Below are 18,729 nucleotides of genomic sequence, written 5' to 3'. Positions count from 1 at the left end.
ACAGCAGTGCGGCTCATGGAAACAGCCTTGATCGCGGCACGGGAAATTCGTGCGGCCGGACGGGTGGTTGTCCGCCGCAAGGCGTAATCGCTTCCCTCGTAAGGGCGTTGAACCCCACCGCCGTGTCCGGACGACGAAGGGTGGCAGGGTGTCGATGGCCGAGGGCGGCGAGGTGCGCGCGAGCAGAGGCCGCGTCGTCATGCTCGTGTGCAACGGGGTGAAGGGCGACTCCCGCGTCCAGAAGGCCGCGAGATCCGCGGCCGAGGCGGGCTGGGACGTGGTGCTGCTCGGCCGCTCCCCGGACTCCAAGCAGCACACGTGGCGGCTCGGCGAGGCGGAGGTGCGGCTGATTCCGGTGCCCTTGACGCTGGGCGCGGGGCCGTATCGCTACCGGCGCCCGTGGCTGCGTCGCCCGCTCGCGTACCGGCCGGGGCCGACGGCTGCCTATCAGGCCCAGCGGGTCAAGGCACGCCGGGCCGACCTGCATGTGCGCCGCTGCGCGAGCCGCATCGAAGCACGCCGCGCGGGATGGCGCGGGCTGCGCGGAAGGCTGGCCCAACTGCTGCTGATTCCCGCACGATCGGCCGCCAAGGCGCGAGCCGGATGGGTCGGGCTGCGAGGCCGGCACACCACGCGCTGGCAGGAATCACGGCGTACCTGCGACCTGCCCCTGGACCGGCTGCGGGTCGCTGTGTGGCGGGCGCTGCTGGGGCGACGCAGTTGGCGCAGGCTGTGGCCGATGCTGTGGGACTTCGAGCTCGGATACGGAAAGGTCGTGGACCGGCTGCGGCCCGACCTCATCCACGCCAACGACTTCCGGGTGCTCGGCGTCGGCGCCCGCGCCACGCTCAGGGCCCGGTCCCAGGGCCGCCCGGCGAAGCTGGTGTGGGACGCCCACGAGTTCCTGCCCGGGATCAAACCCTGGGCACTGGACGCCCGTTGGAAGCCGGCGCACATCGACCACGAGCGCGAGTACGCGCCGTACGCGGACGCGGTCGTGACCGTCTCCGGGACGCTCGCGGACCTGCTGCGCGACACGCACCGCCTGCCCCGCACGCCCGCGGTCGTGCTCAACGCGCCCGAGGCGGCCCCGGCCCCCGCGCAGGAGGGGGATCCGGTTCCCTGCATCCGGGAGACGTGCGGGGTCCGCCCCGATGTGCCACTGCTCGTCTACAGCGGCGGCGCCGTGCCACAGCGTGGCCTGGTCACGATGGTCGAGGGAATGCCGCAGCTCCCGGACGCGCACGTGGCCCTGGTGGTCCATGACACGAAGCTGGCCTACGTCCGTGAACTCAGGGCGAGAGCCGCCGAACTGGGTGCGTCGGAACGGCTGCACGTGCTGCCGTACGTGCCGTACTGGCAGGTCTCCCGCTTCCTGGCGTCGGCCGACGTCGGCGTCATCCCGATCCACCACTACCCGAACCACGAACTCGCCCTGATCACCAAGTTCTTCGAGTACTCCCACGCGCGCCTGCCCATCGTCGTCAGCGACGTGCGGACGATGGCGCGTACGGTGCGCGAGACCGGGCAGGGCGAGGTCTTCACCGCCGAGGACGTCACGGCCTACGTGGACGCGGTGCGCAAGGTGCTCGCCGCACCCGCCCGCTACCGCGCGGCCTACGACGCCCCCGGCCTCCTCGAGTCCTGGACCTGGGAGGCGCAGGCCGGGGTCCTCGACGAGGTGTACAGCGAACTGCTCCCCGACCGCCCCCGTTTCCCGCAGCGCACCACCTCCTCCCCGGAGCCGGCCCCCACCCTCATCGGAGGCAACTGACCATGCACATCTGCGTAGTGGCCCTCGGCAAGATCGGCCTGCCGCTCGCCGTCCAGTTCGCCGCCAAGGGCCATGTGGTCGTCGGCGCCGACGTCGACGAACGGGTCGTCGCACTCGTGAACGACGGCGCCGAGCCCTTCCCCGGGGAGCACGACCTCGGCCGTCGCCTCAAGCAGGCCGTGGCGGAAGGGAAGTTGAGCGCCACCACCGACACCGCGGCCGCCGTCGCGGCCGCCGACGCCGTCGTCCTCGTCGTCCCCCTGTACGTCGACGCCGACGGCACCCCCGACTTCGGCTGGATGGACGCGGCGACGAGGGACGTCGCGCGCGGCCTGCGGCCGGGGACCCTCGTCTCGTACGAGACGACGCTCCCGGTCGGTACGACGCGCACGCGCTGGGCGCCGATGCTGGAGGAGGGCTCCGGGCTGCGCGCGGGCCGCGACTTCTCGCTCGTGTTCAGCCCCGAACGGGTCCTGACGGGCCGGGTGTTCGCCGATCTGCGCCGCTATCCCAAGCTCGTGGGCGGGCTCGACGTCGCCTCGGCGCGCGCGGGCGCCGCGTTCTACGAGGACGTCCTCGACTTCGACGTACGCGACGACCTGCCGCGACCGAACGGGGTCTGGGACCTGGGTTCGGCCGAGGCCGCGGAGCTGGCCAAGCTCGCCGAGACGACGTACCGCGACGTGAACATCGGCCTCGCCAACCAGTTCGCGCGGTTCGCGGACCGGTCCGGCATCGACGTCCTGAAGGTCATCGAGGCCTGCAACTCCCAGCCGTACAGCCACATCCACCAGCCGGGCATCGCGGTCGGCGGCCACTGCATCCCCGTCTATCCGCGGATGTACCTGTGGAACGACCCCGAGGCGACGGTCGTCCGCTCGGCCCGCGAGGCCAACGCGGCGATGCCCGCGTACGCCGTGTCCCAACTGGCGCGCGCGTACGGTGACTTGGCCGGGGCCGAGGTGCTCGTGCTCGGCGCCGCGTACCGGGGCGGGGTCAAGGAGACCGCGTTCTCCGGGGTGTTCGGGGTCGTCGGCGCGCTGCGGTCGGCCGGGGCCGTGCCCTATGTCTCCGACCCGCTGTACGACGACGCGGAACTGGCCGAGCTCGCGCTCACGCCGTACGCCGGGCAGGCGGTGACCGCGATCGTGGTGCAGGCCGATCACGCGGAGTACGCGGGGCTGGGGGCGGGCGACTTCCCCGAGGCCCGTGTCCTGGTGGACGGCCGCCGGGTCACGGATCCGGGCCGGTGGGAGGGCGTGCGGCGGGTTGTGCTGGGGGCGCCCTAGCGTCTGCGGGGCCGCCGTCTCGTTCGCGTCTGCGGGCCGGTGGTCCTGCTTCGCGCAGTTCCCCGCGCCCCTGAAATGCAGGCGCTGCGCGCCGCATTTCCCCGATGAGATGCCGCACCGAAGGTGCGCATCTCAGGGGCGCGGGGAACTGCGCGAGAAGCCCCACCGGCCCGCAGCCGCCCACGAAGCCGACGGCGGCAGGCGACCAGGCGCCCCACCCCGGGCTCACCCCTCGACCAGCCCCGACGGAGTCTCCCGGTACCGGGCCCCGGAACGCCCGCAGTGCCAGACCCCGGGTGAGACCTCCTCCAGGCGCTCACCGGCCGGGCCGACCCACCCGATCCGCCGCGCCGGCACCCCCGCGACGAGCGCGAAGTCCGGGACGTCCCGGGTCACCACGGCCCCCGCCGCGACCATCGCCCAGCGCCCGATCCGCACCGGCGCCACGCACACCGAGCGCGCCCCGAGCGACGCGCCCTCGGCGACCGTCACCCCGACCGGCTCCCAGTCGGACGCCCGCTTCAACTGGCCGTCGGGGGAGACGGACCGGGGGTTGTGGTCGTTGGTGAGGACCACGGCAGGGCCGATGAAGACACCGTCCGCCAGGGTCGCGGGCTCGTACACCAACGCGTAGTTCTGGATCTTGACGTGGGCGCCGATGGTGACATCCGTACCGATGTACGCGCCGCGGCCCACCACACACCCCTCGCCGAGGCTCGCGCCCTCGCGGATCTGGGCCAACTCCCAGACGGACGTGCCGGATCCGAGCCGTGCGCTCGCGTGGACCTGGGCGCCTTCGGCGATGCGGACAGCAGGGTCATTGGCGGGGACAGGGGCAGCGGAATCGGACGTAGTCGTCTCAGTCGTCATGAACTATGCAACGAGCGGCGGGCTCAGTCGTTTGCAGGGCATGCAGAACGCCACCGGCGGTGAGCCGGACGTCAGCGTCGTCGTCGCCGTCTACAACACGATGCCGTACCTCACCGAGTGCCTGACCTCGCTCGCCGAACAGAGCATCGGGCACGAGCGGTTGGAGGTCGTCGCCGTCGACGACGGGTCGACGGACGGCAGCGGCAAGGAACTCGACCGGTTCGCCGAGCTGTACCCGGGCCTGTTCACGGTCGTGCATCAGGAGAACTCCGGCGGTCCCGCCGCACCCAGCAACCGCGCGCTCGACCTGGCCCGCGGACGGTACGTGTTCTTCGTCGGCGCCGACGACTACTTGGGCGTCGAGGCGCTGGAGCGGCTCGTCACGGCTGCGGACCGGCTCGGGTCCGACGTGGTGCTCGGCAAGATGGTCGGGGTCAACGGGCGGGACGTGCCGGGCGCCGTCTTCGAGCGGGACAGCGACGACGTCACCTTTCTCAACTCCGCGCTGGCATGGTCGATTTCGAACACCAAGCTGTTCCGGCGCGGCCACATCGAGGAGCTCGGACTGCGGTTCGACGAGGACCTGCCGGTGCTCAGCGACGAACCGTTCACGATGGAGGCCTGCTTCCGGGCCCGCCGGGTGTCCGTACGCGCCGACTACGACTACTACTTCGCGGTCCGGCGGGACGACGAGAGCAATGTGACCCTGTCCTTCCGCCGCGAGGACTGGCTCCGCGCCACCGCCCGCGCCATGGCCGTCACCGCCCGCCACACCGAACCCGGCGCGAGCCGCGACTGGATCCACCGGCGCCACTGCACCTCGGAGATGGCCCGGATCCTCGCGCCGGGCCTCCTCGACCTGCCGCTCGACACGCAGCGACGGCTCTGCGACGGACTCGGTGAACTGGTCCGCGAGCACTGCAACGAGTCCGTGATGGCCAGGCTGTCGCGCGTCGACCGGCTGTGCATGCGGCTCGCCGGGCGCGGTCACACCGACGCCGTGCTCGACGTGCTGCGGGCCGGCGCCGAGCCGCCCCTGCGCCTGGACCGCAAGCGCGCCTACGCGGCGTACCCCTCCTTCCGCGACCCCGAACTCGCCGTCCCCGACGCCTGGTTCGACGTCACGAAGGAGGTGGCGGAGCCCTGGGCCGAGCAGACCTTCGGCCCGGCGCAGGCGTGCTGGTCCGACGACGGGGAGCAGTTGGTCATCCGGGTGCGCGGGTCGCTGCCCGAGCTCGCCAGGGCCGGGGCCGAGACCGTCCGGGTGCGGGCCGAGTCGCGCAGGGGCGGGGAGCGGCAGCCGCGTACGTGCCACGTGTCGCTCACCGCGGTGGAGGACGGGACGGACCTGCAACTCACCTTCAAGGTCGGTGAGTTGTTCCCGGCGAAGGCGCCCTCCTGGGGCTCGTGCACGTTCGGCCTGAAGGTCACCGGGCTCGGCGTCACCCACGAGGTCCCGCTGACCGCCGAACTGCCCGCGCTGCGCCGCTGGCACCGGCTGCGCCCCCACCGCGTCACCGTGGCGGCCCCGGCCGCGGAGGGCAAGTACGCAGGGATGTTGACGCTTCGCGTGACGCGCGTCCCCGTACGGCAGTTGGTGAGGCGCTGCCTCGGCCCGCTGCGCCGTCGCACCTGAGTCGAGCCGCACCCGAGTCGAGAGGATCCCCCACTCCATGCATCCCTCCGCCTACGCCCACATGAAGCTCTGCGTCGAGCAGTACCTGCCCGCCGACGGCCGGCACCGCCTCGTCGACCTGGGTTCCCGCATCTCCGACAAGCAGACCAGGACCCACCGTTCGCTGCTGACCGGGCGCGACCTCGACTACATCGGCGTCGACGTGCTCGACGGGCGCAACGTCGACCGCGTGATGAAGAAGCCCTACCGGATCCCGGTCAGGTCCAAGAGCGCCGACTTCGTCATCTCAGGGCAGGCCTTCGAGCACATCCCGTTCTTCTGGGCGACGATGCTGGACATCGCGCGCGTGCTCAAGCCCGGCGGGACCGCGATCGTCACCGCGCCCTCGCGCGGGCACGTCCACGACGCGCAGGACTGCTGGCGCTACTACCCGGACGGGATGCGGGCCCTCGCCGCCTACACCGGGCTCGAACTGGTGGAGGTGCACACGGACTTCCCGCCGGTCAAGGGGATCCGGCACGACTACCCGGCCATCGACGCCAAGAACTCCTACTGGGGTGACACCGTCGGCGTCTTCCGGCGCCCGAAGAAGTACCCGGCGCTGCGGATGCGGCTCGTGCGCGGCGTGACCCGGTCGTGGGCGAACAAGGTCGGCGGTGTCGACGGCATCCCGATCCCGGCGCCGCTCGACGGGCGGGAGCTGTGCGCCCGGCCGCAGGGGGTGCCCGCGCAGGTGGGCTGAGACGGCCCCGGCCCGTCACCCGGGTGGGCCAGTACAGGTGACCGAGCGGGGGCGCGGGGGTTGGGCCCTCGATGAAGATCTTGAAACGCCCTCCCCTCGCCCCGTCCCCTCCCCTCGCCCCGTCCCCGCCGGCCGGCCCGTCCCCGTCTTCCGGCCCGGCCGTTCCCGGCGCGCGCCGGTCCGGCGCACCACCGCGCACCGGCCTCCGGCCCTGGGCCGTGCCCGCCGCGGTCGCCGCGGGCACCGCACTCGTCGGATGGCGGGCCGCCTCGCTCGGGCAGTGGCTCGTCGACGACGCCGCCGTCACCTTCGCGTACGTACGCAGCATCGGCGAGGGCCTCGGCCCCGTGCAGCAGGCCGGGGCCGGGCCCGTCGAGGGGTACTCGAACCCGGCGTGGCTCCTCCTGCTGCTCGTCGGACGGGTCCTCGGGCTCTTCGACCGGGGCGCCTGGTTCGGGGTGAGCGACCTCGTCCTGTTCCCGAAGGGGCTCGCCCTCGGCTGTGTCGCCGGGACGCTGGCCTGCGTCGCGGGCATCGCCAGGGCCGTCGTGCCCGCGCGCGCCTGGGCCGTCGCGCTCCTCACGGGCGCGCTCCTCGCCGCCTGCCGGTCCTACGTCGTGTGGAGCTTCTCGGGGCTCGAGAACGCGCTGTACGGGCTCCTCGCCGCCGCCCTCTGCCTCGTCCTCGTGCGGGGCGGCAGCGCCTGGGCGGCAGGGCTGCTCGCCGTGGCCGCCGCGCTCACCCGGCCGGACGGCGTGGTCCTCGCCGCCGCGTATCCGCTCACCGTGCTGATGCTGCGGGGACGTGGACGCGGGCGTCGTCGCCTTCGCCGGGACCTGATCGTCAACTGTGCGGTCTTCGCGGGCTGTTACGGCACCTTCCTGCTGCTGCGGCGTGCCGAGTTCGGCCTCTGGGTGCCCAACACCGCCGTCGCCAAGGCCCAAGAAGCCCCCGATCTCGCCGAGTTGAGCAAGGTCGGGGATCTGCTCGGGTACGCCGGGTGGGCCCTCGTCCTCGTCTGCGCCGCGTGCGCGGGGGTCGTCGCGGCCCGGCCGGGTCCGGGCCGCCGGGTACTCGGCGTGCTGTGCGTGCCGCTCGCGCTGACCCTGCTCGCCTATGGGGCGCTGGCGCCGGACTGGATGCCGCTCTACCGGTTCGCCACCCCGGTGTGGGTGCTCGGGTCCACCGTCGCCGCGCTCGCCGTCGTCCAGCTGTGGCGCGGGGCGCGGGCCCGGCTGTGGCTGACCGGGGCGCTGGCCTGCGCGCTCGCCCTCTCGCTCGCCGGGCAGGAGGTGCGCGGCGCCGGGTTCCGCCGCGAGCCGACCCTCTCCATGTGCTGGGTCGCCGACCGCTACGGCCGCACCTTCAACGCGTACGCCGACCGGCTCGCCCTGCGCCCCGGCGCCACCGCCGCGCTGTCCGACCTCGGCGGGACGCTGCTCACCTCGCGGCTGCGGATCGTCGACCTCGCGGGTCTGACCGACCGGCGGATCGCCGCCGCGTACGCCGCCGCCGACAAGGCCGCCGTACGCCGCTACGTGCTGACCCGGGTCCGCCCCGAACTGCTGCACGTCCATGCGGCCTGGGTCGGGCGCACGGGTCTCACCCGGGACCGGGTCACCGCCGCCGGGTACGTCCCGCTGTACCGCGAGGAGAACGGCGGCGACTACGTCCTCGCCTCCGCCGTCCCCGGCGGCCCGCGCCGGATCGCCGAGGTCCGTGCCTGGGCCGGGCCCCGGGTCGACGCGATGCGGCACGAGAAGCACGCGCTGGGCGGGCGGCTGGGGGACTGCGGGGCCAGGTTGTCGCCCGGGGAACGAGCATCCGCCGTAGCTCCGACGCGTCATGTGTCGGCTGCCAGCCCCCACGCAGCCGCACTCGGCGACGCACCCCCACCCGGCACACGCAGAGCCGAACCCATCCCCCTGGCCCCCCTGCAGGGCGCCGCCCCGGTGACGCTCGCCGGAGGTGCGACCCGATGACCACCGCCCTCGTCCCGCGGCAACACCCGCCCCGGCAGCGGCCCGCCGCGTCCCGCAACGACCGCCTCGACTCCCTCACCGGCCTGCGCTTCCTCGCCGCGTTCGCCGTGTTCACGCACCACTTCACCGGCGCGAGCCCGGCCGGTGGCGTCGCCCACGCACCCGCCCTCTTCCCCTACTCGACGATGGGCGTGAACGGCGTCGGGTTCTTCTTCGTCCTGTCCGGGTTCCTGCTGGCCTGGGGGCATCGCGCCGGAACCCCGGCCAGGGCCTTCTACTGGCGCCGGGCCGGCCGCATCCTGCCGCTGCACCTGGCCGCGACGGTGCCCTGCATCTGGGTGTTCCACGTGTGGGGCGGCGTCGCATGGGACCTGCCCAGCTTCCTGGCGTCGCTGGTGCTGATCCAGACGTGGTTCCCGGGCGTCGTCCCGATGTTCCCGGGCAACGGGGTGGCATGGACCCTCAGCGTCGAGGCCTTCTTCTACCTCCTCTTCCCGCTCGTCATCCGCGGCGCCTACCGACTCCGCACCCGCACCCTCCTCGCGCTCGCCGCCACCGGTCTCGTCGCCATGGCGGGCGTCAACTGGTGGGCGGCCACGCACCTTTCGCCGTTCCACGCCGAGTGGCTGATGCGGCATCCGCTGGCCCGGCTGCCCGAGTTCGCCCTCGGGCTCGCCCTCGCCCTCGCGGTGGGCCGCGGGCTGCGGATCCCGGTGCGGCCGGGCCCGCTCGCCGCCGTGTTCGCCGCGTACACCGTCGTGTACGTGCACCGGGACGCCTGGTTCGATCCCGCCACCGTGACCCAACTCGAAAGCTCGGTGCGGCCGTTGGTCGCCCTGTTCTCCGTCCTCGTGATCGTCGCGTACGTGCAGCGCGAGCGCGACGGGCGGCGCGGCTGGCTCTGCGCACCGGTCATGGTGCGGCTCGGCGCCTGGTCGTACGCCTTCTACCTGCTGCACCAGACCGTCAACCGGCTGATCCTCGACCACTGGGGCAGGGCCGAGCCGACGAACCTCTCCGTGTTCACGCTGCTCGGCGTCGCGAGCGTCGTCGTCGCCCTGTCCTGGGCCGCGTACACCTGTGTCGAAGAGCCCGCCCGGCGATGGTGGACGCGCCACCAACCTACGTAACGTAACAGCCAATTGACGGAGTGTGACAGGAAGGGTGAATTGCGCGTAGTGTCCCGCCCCATGGCATGGAAGAACGCCGTCAACGGCGCACTCCGGACGCTCACCGGATACCAGCTGACCCGCCCGCAGGTGCCCGCTCCGCGCGCCGCGGCACCCAAGCCCGCGGCCCCGAAGCCCGCGCCCAAGGCGAAGCCCAAGGGGCTCAATCTGCCGGTCGACTACGACGACGAGGCCAAGGAGACGATCCGCGCGGTCAAGCCGTGGACCATGACGTCCCCGGAGCGGCTCAACGCGTTCATCCTCGCCACCCGGCACGTCGTCAAGCACGGCATCCCCGGCGACATCGTCGAGTGCGGCGTGTGGCGCGGCGGTTCGATGCAGGCCTGCGCCAAGACGCTGCTGAGCTGCGGGGTCGCCGACCGCGACCTGTACCTGTTCGACACGTACGACGGGATGACGGAGCCCACCGAGGAGGACCTGCGGCGCGACGGCATGCCCGCCGCCGACATCCTCGCCCGCAACACCAAGGACAAGGCGATCTGGGCGTACGCGACCCTCGACGACGTCAAGTCCGGTTTCCAGCAGGTGCCTTACCCGGCCGAGCGGATCCACTACGTGCAGGGCAAGGTCGAGGAGACCGTGCCCGCCGAGGCCCCCGACAAGATCGCGATCCTGCGGCTCGACACCGACTGGTACGCCTCCACCAAGCACGAACTCGACCACCTCTACGACCGGTTGGTCCCCGGCGGCGTCCTCCTCATCGACGACTACGGCTACTGGCAGGGCTCGCGCCAGGCCGTCGACGAGTTCCTCGAGCAGACCGGCGAGCGGCTGCTCCTGCTCCGCATGGACGAGGGGCGCATCGCGGTCAAGCCGTGAACTGCCCGCCACCTGCGCTTACTTGATCATCGGCCCCCGCGTCGCACGACGCGGGGGCCGATCCGTGATCACCCGTATGGACCAGGCGGGGTGACCGTGACCGGCGGCACCGGTTGTTAACGAGTAGGTCCCTCAGAGGTCCGTCGAAGGTCCATCGCCGGTTCATCTCCGTTCGCCGGAAGGAATGTGCGCAGCGCATGACACCCCGCCTCACCGTCGTCGTCCCCATCTACAACGTCGAGGAGTATCTCGGCGCCTGCCTGGAGTCGCTGTCGGCGCAGACCATGCCGGACCTCGAGGTCGTGCTGGTCGACGACGGCTCGACCGACGGCAGCGGCGGAATCGCGCGCGCACACGCCGCCCGGGACTCCCGGTTCCGGCTCGTCGAGCAGTCCAACGCCGGGCTCGGCGCCGCCCGCAACACCGGCGTCCGGCACGCGAGCGGCACTCATCTCGCCTTCGTGGACAGCGACGACGTGATCCCCGACGGCGCGTACGAGCTGATGCTGAACGCCCTCGACGCGTCCGGCTCCGACTTCGTCACCGGCAACGTCTTCCGGCTGCGCGCCGACGGCTCCACCGAACAGTCGCCCATGTTCCGCAAGGCGATGGCCACCGACCGCACCGCCAGCCACGTCACCCGCGACTGGGACCTGCTCGCCGACCGCATCGCCTGCAACAAGGTGTTCCGGCGCGCCTTCTGGGACGAGCACTCCTTCGCGTTCCCCGAGGGCGTGCTGTTCGAGGACATCCCCGTCGTACTGCCCGCCCACTTCAAGGCGCGCTCCGTCGACGTCCTGTCCGAGACGGTCTACCTGTGGCGCGACCGCGACGGCTCCATCTCCAACAAGCGGGCCGTCCCGCGCGCCATCCACGACCGCACCGCCTCCTGCACGTTCGTCAGCCGTCTGCTGGGCGAGCGCGACGAGTGGAGCGAGGGCAAGCGGCGCTACGACTCCACCGTCCTCGCCGGGGACCTGTGGATGTTCATGCAGGCCCTGCCCGACGGGGACTCCGCCTACCACGAGGCGTTCCTCGACCACGCCAACGCCTTCGCGGACAGCGTCGATCCGGCCGTCCTCGACGAACTGCCGCTCGGCCTGCGCGTGCGCTGGCACCTCGTCCGCGAGCGCCGCATGACCGACCTGCTGGCCTTCATGGCGTACGAGCAGGCGAACCCGGGGACCTTCAAGGCGCGGCGCGGACTGCGCGGCCGCAAGGCCGACTTCCCCGTCCTCGCCGGGCGCCTGCCCCGCAAGGTCGCCGGCCTGGACAAGGCGGACCTGCCGCTCGACGCCCGCGTCACGCACGCCGCCTGGGAGGACGACGGGAAGCTCCGGCTCAAGGGCTACGCGTATGTCCGCAACATGCCCGCCGGCCGCATCGGCGCCCGAGCCCGCATCGCCTGGCTGCGGGCCGGCAAGCGCCGGGCGGTCCCGCTGCGGCTGCGCACCGTGCGCTCGCGCGAGGCGACGCTCTCCTCCAGGCAGGGCCTGCACAGCTACGACCGGGCCGGGTTCGAGACGGTCGTCGACCCGGCGAAGCTCGTCACCGGGCGGGCCAGCACCACCTGGAACCTGGAGCTCGGCGCGTACGCGGGCAGCCCGCTGCCGCGCACCGGGCCCGTACGGATGAGCGGCCCGTGCCCGCTACCCGTACGCCACCTCGACGACTTCCTGCGGATCGCGCCGACCCTGCAGGGCGGCCGCCTCCGGCTGCGCACCGAACGCCTTCAGGCGCGGCTCGTCGAGCACTCCGGCGACGGCGAACGGGTGCGCATCGTCGGCGAGTTGGCCGCCGGGGCGCCGGGCGGGCTCGTCGCCGTACGCGTCGAGAACTGGCGCACCAAGGAGTCCCACGACCTGCCGGTCGCCGTCGAGGGGCGGGCGTTCAGCGCCCAGGTGCCGCTCGCGCTGTTCGGCGGCGCCGAGGGGGCCGCCGAACCCTGGGGCGTCGGCCTCGTCCGCGAGGGCGGCACCTGGTCCTCGCTCGCGGTGCGCCCCGACATCGCCCCCGGCCGCTACGGCCTCGGCGGCGGCCGCGAGCTGATGATTCTCGCCAACCCGTCCGGCAACGCGGAGCTCCGCGACCAGACCGTGCGGCCCGTCGTCGACACCGTCCAGTGGGTCGCCGACAAGGGGGGCGGCCGGCTGCTGCTCGCGGGCAGCTACCCGGGCGCCGGGCGGCGCGAGCTGGTCCTCGTGCACAGCGGCCACGACGAGGAGACCGCTGTCCCCGTCACCCTCGCCGACGGCCGCTTCGAGGCCGCGCTGCAGCCGCACGCGCTGCCAGGACCGGCCGGCACGCTGCCGCTCGCCGAGGGCCACTGGTACCTGTACCTGCGCGAGCGCGGCGACAGCGACCCCGACCGCCGCGTGCCCGTCCTCGTCGCACCCGCCCGGCACGCCGAACTGCCGCTCACCCGGACCCTGGACGGCCGCGAGTTCATCGTGCAGCGCCGCCACCACGACCAGCTGCTGCTCACCTCCGGCTCGTCGCTGCCCGAGTCCGACCGCGGGCGCGGCGCCCAGCAGGCACTGCGCACCGCCTACGCGGCCCAGCGCACCCTGCCCCGCCGCGACGCCGTCCTCTACGTCAGCTTCGACGGCCGCCAGCACTCCGACTCGCCCCGCGCCGTCTTCGACGAACTCCTCGCCCGCGGCACCGAGTTGGAGCACCTGTGGGTAGTGCGCGACCAGCAGGTCGAGCTGCCGCCCGGCGCCACGCCCGTCGCCCTGTGGAGCGCTGCCTGGCACGAGGCGCTGGCCCGCTGCCGGTACATCGTCACCAACACGCACCTGCCCGAGTGGTTCGAGCGCGCCGAGGGCCAGTACGTCGTCCAGACCTGGCACGGCACCCCGCTCAAGCGGATCGGCCGCGACCTCATGGGCAGCGCCTCCGCCGACACCAAGTACATCGCCTCGCTGCCCGCCCGCGCCGACCAGTGGTCGCTGCTCGTCTCGCCCAACAGCTTCTCGACCCCCATCCTGCGCAGCGCCTTCGGCTACACCGGCGACGTCCTCGCCTCCGGCTACCCGCGCAACGACGTGCTGCACGCTCCCGACCGCGACAAGCTCGCCGCGTCCGTCCGCGAGACCCTCGGCATCCCCGACGGCAAACGCGTCATCCTCTACGCCCCCACCTGGCGCGAGAACCAGCCCCGCAGGTCGGGCCGCTACGGACTCGACCTGCAGCTCGACCTCGCCGCGGCGGAGGCCGCCCTCGGCGACGACCACGTCCTCCTCGTCCGCCGCCACTACCTGGTCGGCGGCGCGGTCCCCGTCTCCGACTTCGTACGGGACGTCTCCCGCCACCCGGACGCGGCCGAACTCCTGCTGATCGCAGATGTGTTGGTCACCGACTACTCCTCGATGATGTTCGACTTCGCGCAGACCGGCCGCCCGATGCTCTTCCACACGTACGACCTCGACCACTACCGGGACACCCTGCGCGGCTTCTACTTCGACTTCGCCGCCAAGGCCCCTGGCCCGCTCCTGCGCACCAGCGACGAGGTGATCGCCGCGCTGCTGGACCCGGACGCGGCGGTCGCCGGGCACCGGGAGGCGTACGCGCGCTTCCGGGAGGCGTTCTGCGACCTCGACGACGGCACCGCCGCGGCCCGGACCGCCGACGCGATGCTCAGCCACGGAACGGAGGGCTGCCGCCGATGAGCGCCCCTACTGACCCCGCAGCCCCCGCCGCCCCCGTCTCCTCCGCCGCCGAGCTCTTCGACGTCAGCGTCGTCGTCGACTGTCCCGAGGGCACCGACCGTGCCGCCCTGCGCGCCACCGTGCGCTCCGTCCTCGACCAGACCCTGGCCGGTACCGAGGCCGTACTGGTCGGGCCCGGCGCGGACGGTGCCCTGGCCGCCGAGCACCCCCACCGCATCCGCGTCGGCGCCCCCCGCGGCACCTACGTCCTGCCCCTCGCGCCCGGCGAACTCCTCGAGCGCAACGCCTGCCGCAACCTGTACGCCGCCGCACGCCGCACCGACGCCGACCTCGTCGCGGGCCGCTGGACCCGGCTGACCGGCAACGGCACCAAGGAGCGCGGGCCCGCGTGGCAGAGCGGCCTGTACGCGCGGTCGCGGGTGGTCGACGACGCGGCCGCCGCGCCGGAACTGCTGACGCGGGACGCGCTGGACGCCGGGTACTGCGTGCGCCGCGCCCTGCACGGAGAAGGGGCCGCGCAGGGGATCGAACTCGCCCTCGCGGCCCGCCGCATCGCCCTCGTCCCGAACCTGATCACCTCCCGCCGCGCGGCCCCCGCCCCGCTGCGCGACCTGCCCGCCGCGGCCGACGCGCAGCGCCGCGCCCTCGCCGCGATCGCCGACCCCGCGCTGCGCGCCGAGCGGGCCCGCGCCTTCCTCACCGACCACGTCGTGCCCTGCGCCCGCGCCTACCTCGGCCTCGACCGCGCGGCCCGGGCGCAACACGCTGCCGCACACGCCCAGTTGATCGAGGACCTCGTCGACGAGCGGGCCCTCGCCGGCCTGGAACCCCTCGAACGCGTCGCCGTGCGCCTCCTCGCCGACGGTGACGCGGACGGCGTGCTCCGCGCCGCCTACGCCCTGGACCGCCCCGCCACCGTCGTCGCCCCCCTCGTCCGCGACGGCGCCCGCGTCCACTGGAGCGCCGGGCACACCGAGGACGCGTACGACGTCACCGAACTCGGGCACCAGCACCGGCAGTTCAGCACCCTCAGGTTCCTCAACCGGGTCACCCGCTGCACCCGCGAGAAGGGGCGCCTCGTCGTCGAGGGCGAAGTCGTCGCGCCGCCCGCCCTGTTCGACGCGGGGCAGACGCTCACCGCCCTGCTCGACTTCAAGGTGCGCGACGCGGGCGAGAAGACCGTGACCGTGCCCGTCGACTCCGTGGCGCTCACCGGCGACGTCATCGCCTGGCGCGCCACCGTCCCGCTCACCAAGGTGCTGCGCCCGCGCGGCATCGGCGACCGCGTCTGGGACCCGCGCCTGCGGCTCGCCGTCGACGGTCAACTCCTGCCCCCGCTCGACCTGTTCGCCGAGAAGGACACCGTGCAGGCCAAGGGCACCGCCCTCCCGGCCCGCCCCCGCCTGACCCGGCTCACCGCCGACACCTGGCAGCCGTACGTCACCGCGAAGCACCACCTCGCCGTGTGCCTGCTGCCGCGCCGCCGCCCCGCCCGCAAGGCCAACGCCCTCGCCCGCTACGCCACCACCTTCCGCCCCGCGCGCAGGATCAAGCAGCTGTGGAAGAAGGTCCGCAAGACGCACGACGCACTGCACTCGCAGCGCTTCAAGACGCGGGTCTACCGGCGCCTGCTGTGCCGCCTCCCGGTCAGCCGCGGCACCGTCGTCTTCGAGAGCCACATGGGCAAGTGCTACGGCGACAGCCCCCGCGCGATCCACGAGGAACTCATCGCCCGGCGCCGCGGCGCACGCGTCGTGTGGTCGTACGCGAAGGACCCGGCCGGCTTCCCGAAGGACGCCACCCTCGTACGACGCTGGTCGTGGCGCTACCTGTGGGCCCTGGCCCGCGCCGAATGGTGGGTCGACAACCAGGGCTTCCCGCACGCCCTCGACAAGCCGAAGCACACCACGTACCTGCAGACCTGGCACGGCTCCGCGTACAAGCGCATGGGCTTCGACGAGATCCGGCACAAGACGCAGAACGCCCCGCAGCGCGAGCAACTCGCGCGCGCCGTCGGCCGGTTCGACCACTTCCTCGTCCGCTCCGAGCAGGACGTCGCCACGCTCGCCGCCGCCTACCGGATCGGCGAGGACCGCCTGATGCGCGTCGGCTACCCCCGTAACGACCGGCTCGTCGCGGCCCGCAAGCGCGACGAGAGCGAGGGCCGCTTCCCCCGCCCGGCGCTCGCCGCCGAGCTCGGCATCCCCGACCACAAGACGGTCGTCCTGTACGCGCCCACGTTCCGCGGCACGCCGAAGAACAAGAAGGTCCGACTTCCGCTGGACATCCGGGAGTTCGCCGAGCGCTTCGGTGACACGCACACCCTCCTCGTGCGCGCCCACTACATGGAGGCCGCGACCCTCCCGGTCACCCCGCCCGGCACCGTCGTCGACGTCAGTGCCCACCACGACGTCAGTGAACTCCTCTGCCTCGCCGACGTGTTGATCACCGACTATTCGTCGATCATGTTCGACTACGCCCTCCTCGACCGCCCGCTCGTGCACTTCGCGCCCGACCTCGACGCGTACGCCGCCGACCGCGGCAGCTACTTCGACCTGCGCGCCCGCGCCGGCGGGCCCGTCGTCGAGACGCAGGAGGAGCTGCACCGGGTGCTCGCCGGGATCAAGGAGGCCGACGAGGACTGGCAGGAGGCGCGGCGGGCGTTCGCCGCCGAGTTCGGGGCCTACGACGACGGGGGCGCCGCCCGTGCCGTCGTCGACGCCCTCTTCACGCGAAAGGCAGGCAAGTGACCGCCACCCTCACGACGCGGACCCGGGACCTCTTCCTCGTCGCCAACACCACCGACGAGCTCGGCGGCGTCACCGCCTGGACCCACCAGATGGCCCGCCTGTTCACGAGCGCCGGGCACCGCGTGCACGTCATCGGCGTCCACGAGTCCGACCTGAAGATGGCGGTGCCCGAGGCCCCGGACTACCCGGTGACCAGCCTCTACAAGCAGCATCCGCCGACCCCGCGGCCGCTGCGCGGCGCCCGCCGGTTCAGCGTGGCCGCGCGCCGCCGTGAGGCCCGTAGGATCGCCGACAAGAAGCGCGCCGTCGCCCGGCTCGAAGCGATCCTCGCGCCCGCGCGGCCCGGGTCCGTGGTCGTCGTCACGCAGGTGTGGCCGATGGAGTGGCTGCGCGAGATCGACACCTCGCACCTCACCGTCGTCGGCATGAGCCACGAGTCGTTCGCCTACTCCCGCGCCTGCCACCGCTACCACTGGGTGAAGCGGCACTACCCGCACGTCGACCGGTGGCTCGCGCTCACCCAGGAGGACGCCGACGTCTGGACGGCCGAGGGAATGGACAACGTCGGGTTCATGCCCAACGCGCTGGCCCATCTCCCGGCCGTCCCCTCGCCGCGCACCGAGAAGGTCGTCGCGTCCATCGGCCGGCTCGCCGACCAGAAGGGCGTCGACATACTGCTCGACACGTGGGCGAAGGTCGCGCCGTTCCGCGCGGACTGGCAGCTGCACGTGTACGGGGCGGGCGCGGACGAACCCCAACTCCGCAAGCAGTGCACGGAGTTGGGGCTCGACGGATCGGTGAAGTGGCTCGGCCGGACGGACGACGTGCCCGGCGTACTCGCCTCCTCCTCCGTGTTCGTGCAGTCCTCCCGCGGCGAGGGCTTCCCGCTGGCGCTCATGGAGGCCATGGCCAGCGCCGTGCCGTGCGCCGCGTTCGACTGCGCGCCGGGCGTGCGCGAGATCGTCCGCGACGGCGAGGACGGCCTCCTCGCCCCGCTCGGCGATCTCGACGCGCTCGCCGACCGCCTGCTGCGCCTGACCGGCAACCCGCGGATGCGGGACGCCATGGGAGAGCGGGCCCGGCAGAACGTCCAGCGGTTCTCCGAGGAGCGGGTCCTCAAGATGTGGGAGGACCTGTTCGGCCTCCTGGAGCGCTAGCTACCGACCCAGCAGCGACCGCAGCAGCCCCTTCGACGCGGGGGCCGCTGCGGTCACCGGCTGCGGCGCCTGCTCGTACCGGGACTTCGGCTGGGCCGGGATCCGCGCCTTGCGGCCGTCGATGCGGATCATCGAGTGCCCGGCGACCTCCTCCGCCCCGTGCCAGAAGTCGTCGCGCCCGGCGAGCATCGCCCCGAGCTCGCCGCGCACCGGCTCGAAGGCGCCCCAGGTCCCGTAGAACTTGGTCGCCGTGATGCAGATCGGCTTCAGGCCCGTCGTGGCGACGGCACCCCAGGTGGCGGCGGCCACCCCCGGGCAGTGTTCTGCCCGGAAGTCGTCGAGGACCACGATGCCGTCCTCGCCGAGGAGTTCGCGGGCCGCCGCGATGTCGCCGTGCACGTGCTCGTACAGGTGCGAGGCGTCGACGTGCACGAACCGGCAGCTGTCCGCGTCCACCAGCGACGTGATCACGTGCGAAGGGCCCTGCACGACGCGCGGCAACTCCTCGTGGAACGCGCGGTAGTTGGCCTCGAACGCGGCACGCGTCAGGGTGCTGTACGACTTGTTCATCTCCTTGTCGTTGGCCGTGTCGCCCGCGGGCGAGTCGAAGAGGTCGCAGACCGTGAACGTCTGCCCCTCCTCCAGGTACTGGCCCATGAAGATGGCGCTCTTGCCGAGATAGACGCCGAGTTCGAGCAGGTCGCCCTGCTGGCCGCGCTCGCGCTGCCGGGTCAGGAACCAGTCGAAGAGCACCTGGTCGATGTTGTGGAACCAGCCCTTCACCTCGTGGAGGGCGGCCGGGCGCGGCAGGGCGTCGAGCTCTTGCTGCATGTCAACTCCCGTACAGAT

The 18,729-nt window shown here is 72.9% G+C and carries 12 protein-coding genes; 10 read left to right on the top strand and 2 right to left on the bottom strand.

Features of this window, described 5'->3' with window-relative positions; translation table 11 throughout:
* Positions 1–154 precede the first annotated feature (154 nt).
* Both ACIBUY_RS11500 and ACIBUY_RS11495 read left to right on the top strand, forming a co-directional pair.
* The gene (locus tag ACIBUY_RS11500; protein WP_399152534.1) at positions 155–1,774 is read left to right on the top strand and encodes a glycosyltransferase family 4 protein; all 1,620 of its coding nucleotides are present in this window, start codon (positions 155–157) and stop codon (positions 1,772–1,774) included.
* A gap of 2 nt (positions 1,775–1,776) precedes the next feature.
* Positions 1,777–3,063: a nucleotide sugar dehydrogenase gene (locus tag ACIBUY_RS11495; protein WP_399152448.1), complete on the top strand. Its 1,287-nt coding sequence runs from the start codon at positions 1,777–1,779 to the stop codon at positions 3,061–3,063.
* 225 nt (positions 3,064–3,288) lie between these two features.
* On the opposite strand, the gene ACIBUY_RS11490 is transcribed toward ACIBUY_RS11495, so the two are convergent.
* Positions 3,289–3,933 (bottom strand): acyltransferase, encoded by a 645-nt coding sequence (locus tag ACIBUY_RS11490; RefSeq protein ID WP_399152447.1) that lies wholly within the window; start codon positions 3,931–3,933, stop codon positions 3,289–3,291.
* A gap of 40 nt (positions 3,934–3,973) precedes the next feature.
* On the opposite strand from ACIBUY_RS11490, the gene ACIBUY_RS11485 reads away from it, so the two are divergent.
* The 8 genes from ACIBUY_RS11485 (at position 3,974) to ACIBUY_RS11450 (ending at position 17,880) form a co-directional block, all read left to right on the top strand.
* On the top strand, positions 3,974–5,569 hold the full coding sequence (locus tag ACIBUY_RS11485; RefSeq protein WP_399152446.1) for a glycosyltransferase family 2 protein: 1,596 nt from the start codon (positions 3,974–3,976) through the stop codon (positions 5,567–5,569).
* 37 nt (positions 5,570–5,606) lie between these two features.
* Positions 5,607–6,311: a methyltransferase domain-containing protein gene (locus ACIBUY_RS11480; RefSeq protein WP_399152445.1), complete on the top strand. Its 705-nt coding sequence runs from the start codon at positions 5,607–5,609 to the stop codon at positions 6,309–6,311.
* A 218-nt stretch (positions 6,312–6,529) separates the two neighbouring features.
* The gene (locus ACIBUY_RS11475) at positions 6,530–8,293 is read left to right on the top strand and encodes a hypothetical protein (RefSeq protein WP_399152444.1); all 1,764 of its coding nucleotides are present in this window, start codon (positions 6,530–6,532) and stop codon (positions 8,291–8,293) included.
* Positions 8,290–9,423 (top strand): acyltransferase family protein, encoded by a 1,134-nt coding sequence (locus ACIBUY_RS11470; protein ID WP_399152443.1) that lies wholly within the window; start codon positions 8,290–8,292, stop codon positions 9,421–9,423. Before ACIBUY_RS11475 ends, ACIBUY_RS11470 begins: the two co-directional genes overlap by 4 nt.
* Positions 9,424–9,483: 60 nt before the next feature.
* On the top strand, positions 9,484–10,302 hold the full coding sequence (locus ACIBUY_RS11465; protein ID WP_365573181.1) for a TylF/MycF/NovP-related O-methyltransferase: 819 nt from the start codon (positions 9,484–9,486) through the stop codon (positions 10,300–10,302).
* A gap of 197 nt (positions 10,303–10,499) precedes the next feature.
* The gene (locus ACIBUY_RS11460) at positions 10,500–13,973 is read left to right on the top strand and encodes a CDP-glycerol glycerophosphotransferase family protein (protein ID WP_399152442.1); all 3,474 of its coding nucleotides are present in this window, start codon (positions 10,500–10,502) and stop codon (positions 13,971–13,973) included.
* On the top strand, positions 13,970–16,723 hold the full coding sequence (locus ACIBUY_RS11455; RefSeq protein WP_399152441.1) for a CDP-glycerol glycerophosphotransferase family protein: 2,754 nt from the start codon (positions 13,970–13,972) through the stop codon (positions 16,721–16,723). Before ACIBUY_RS11460 ends, ACIBUY_RS11455 begins: the two co-directional genes overlap by 4 nt.
* Positions 16,720–17,880, top strand: coding sequence for a glycosyltransferase (locus ACIBUY_RS11450; protein ID WP_399152440.1), 1,161 nt, complete (start codon positions 16,720–16,722; stop codon positions 17,878–17,880). The genes ACIBUY_RS11455 and ACIBUY_RS11450 overlap by 4 nt, the downstream gene beginning before the upstream one ends.
* Here the strand turns inward: ACIBUY_RS11450 and ACIBUY_RS11445 are convergent, their stop codons facing one another.
* Entirely contained in the window at positions 17,881–18,711 is an 831-nt protein-coding gene (locus ACIBUY_RS11445; RefSeq protein WP_365573169.1) for a class I SAM-dependent methyltransferase, read from the bottom strand.
* Positions 18,712–18,729 lie beyond the last annotated feature (18 nt).

Origin of the sequence: Streptomyces sp. NPDC050085 (assembly GCF_044460595.1) — a bacterium.
GTDB lineage: Bacteria > Actinomycetota > Actinomycetes > Streptomycetales > Streptomycetaceae > Streptomyces.
Note: the sequence above shows the minus strand (reverse complement) of the source record. Positions and strands in the feature narration are given on the sequence as shown.

Bases quoted from the DNA above. Each gene is read 5' to 3' on its own strand.
- ACIBUY_RS11500 (WP_399152534.1), top strand. From the start codon at position 155: ATGGCCGAGGGCGGCGAGGTGCGCGCGAGCAGAGGCCGCGTCGTCATG.
- ACIBUY_RS11495 (WP_399152448.1), top strand. From the start codon at position 1,777: ATGCACATCTGCGTAGTGGCCCTCGGCAAGATCGGCCTGCCGCTCGCC.
- ACIBUY_RS11490 (WP_399152447.1), bottom strand. From the start codon at position 3,933: ATGACGACTGAGACGACTACGTCCGATTCCGCTGCCCCTGTCCCCGCC.
- ACIBUY_RS11485 (WP_399152446.1), top strand. From the start codon at position 3,974: ATGCAGAACGCCACCGGCGGTGAGCCGGACGTCAGCGTCGTCGTCGCC.
- ACIBUY_RS11480 (WP_399152445.1), top strand. From the start codon at position 5,607: ATGCATCCCTCCGCCTACGCCCACATGAAGCTCTGCGTCGAGCAGTAC.
- ACIBUY_RS11470 (WP_399152443.1), top strand. From the start codon at position 8,290: ATGACCACCGCCCTCGTCCCGCGGCAACACCCGCCCCGGCAGCGGCCC.
- ACIBUY_RS11465 (WP_365573181.1), top strand. From the start codon at position 9,484: ATGGCATGGAAGAACGCCGTCAACGGCGCACTCCGGACGCTCACCGGA.
- ACIBUY_RS11460 (WP_399152442.1), top strand. From the start codon at position 10,500: ATGACACCCCGCCTCACCGTCGTCGTCCCCATCTACAACGTCGAGGAG.
- ACIBUY_RS11455 (WP_399152441.1), top strand. From the start codon at position 13,970: ATGAGCGCCCCTACTGACCCCGCAGCCCCCGCCGCCCCCGTCTCCTCC.
- ACIBUY_RS11445 (WP_365573169.1), bottom strand. From the start codon at position 18,711: ATGCAGCAAGAGCTCGACGCCCTGCCGCGCCCGGCCGCCCTCCACGAG.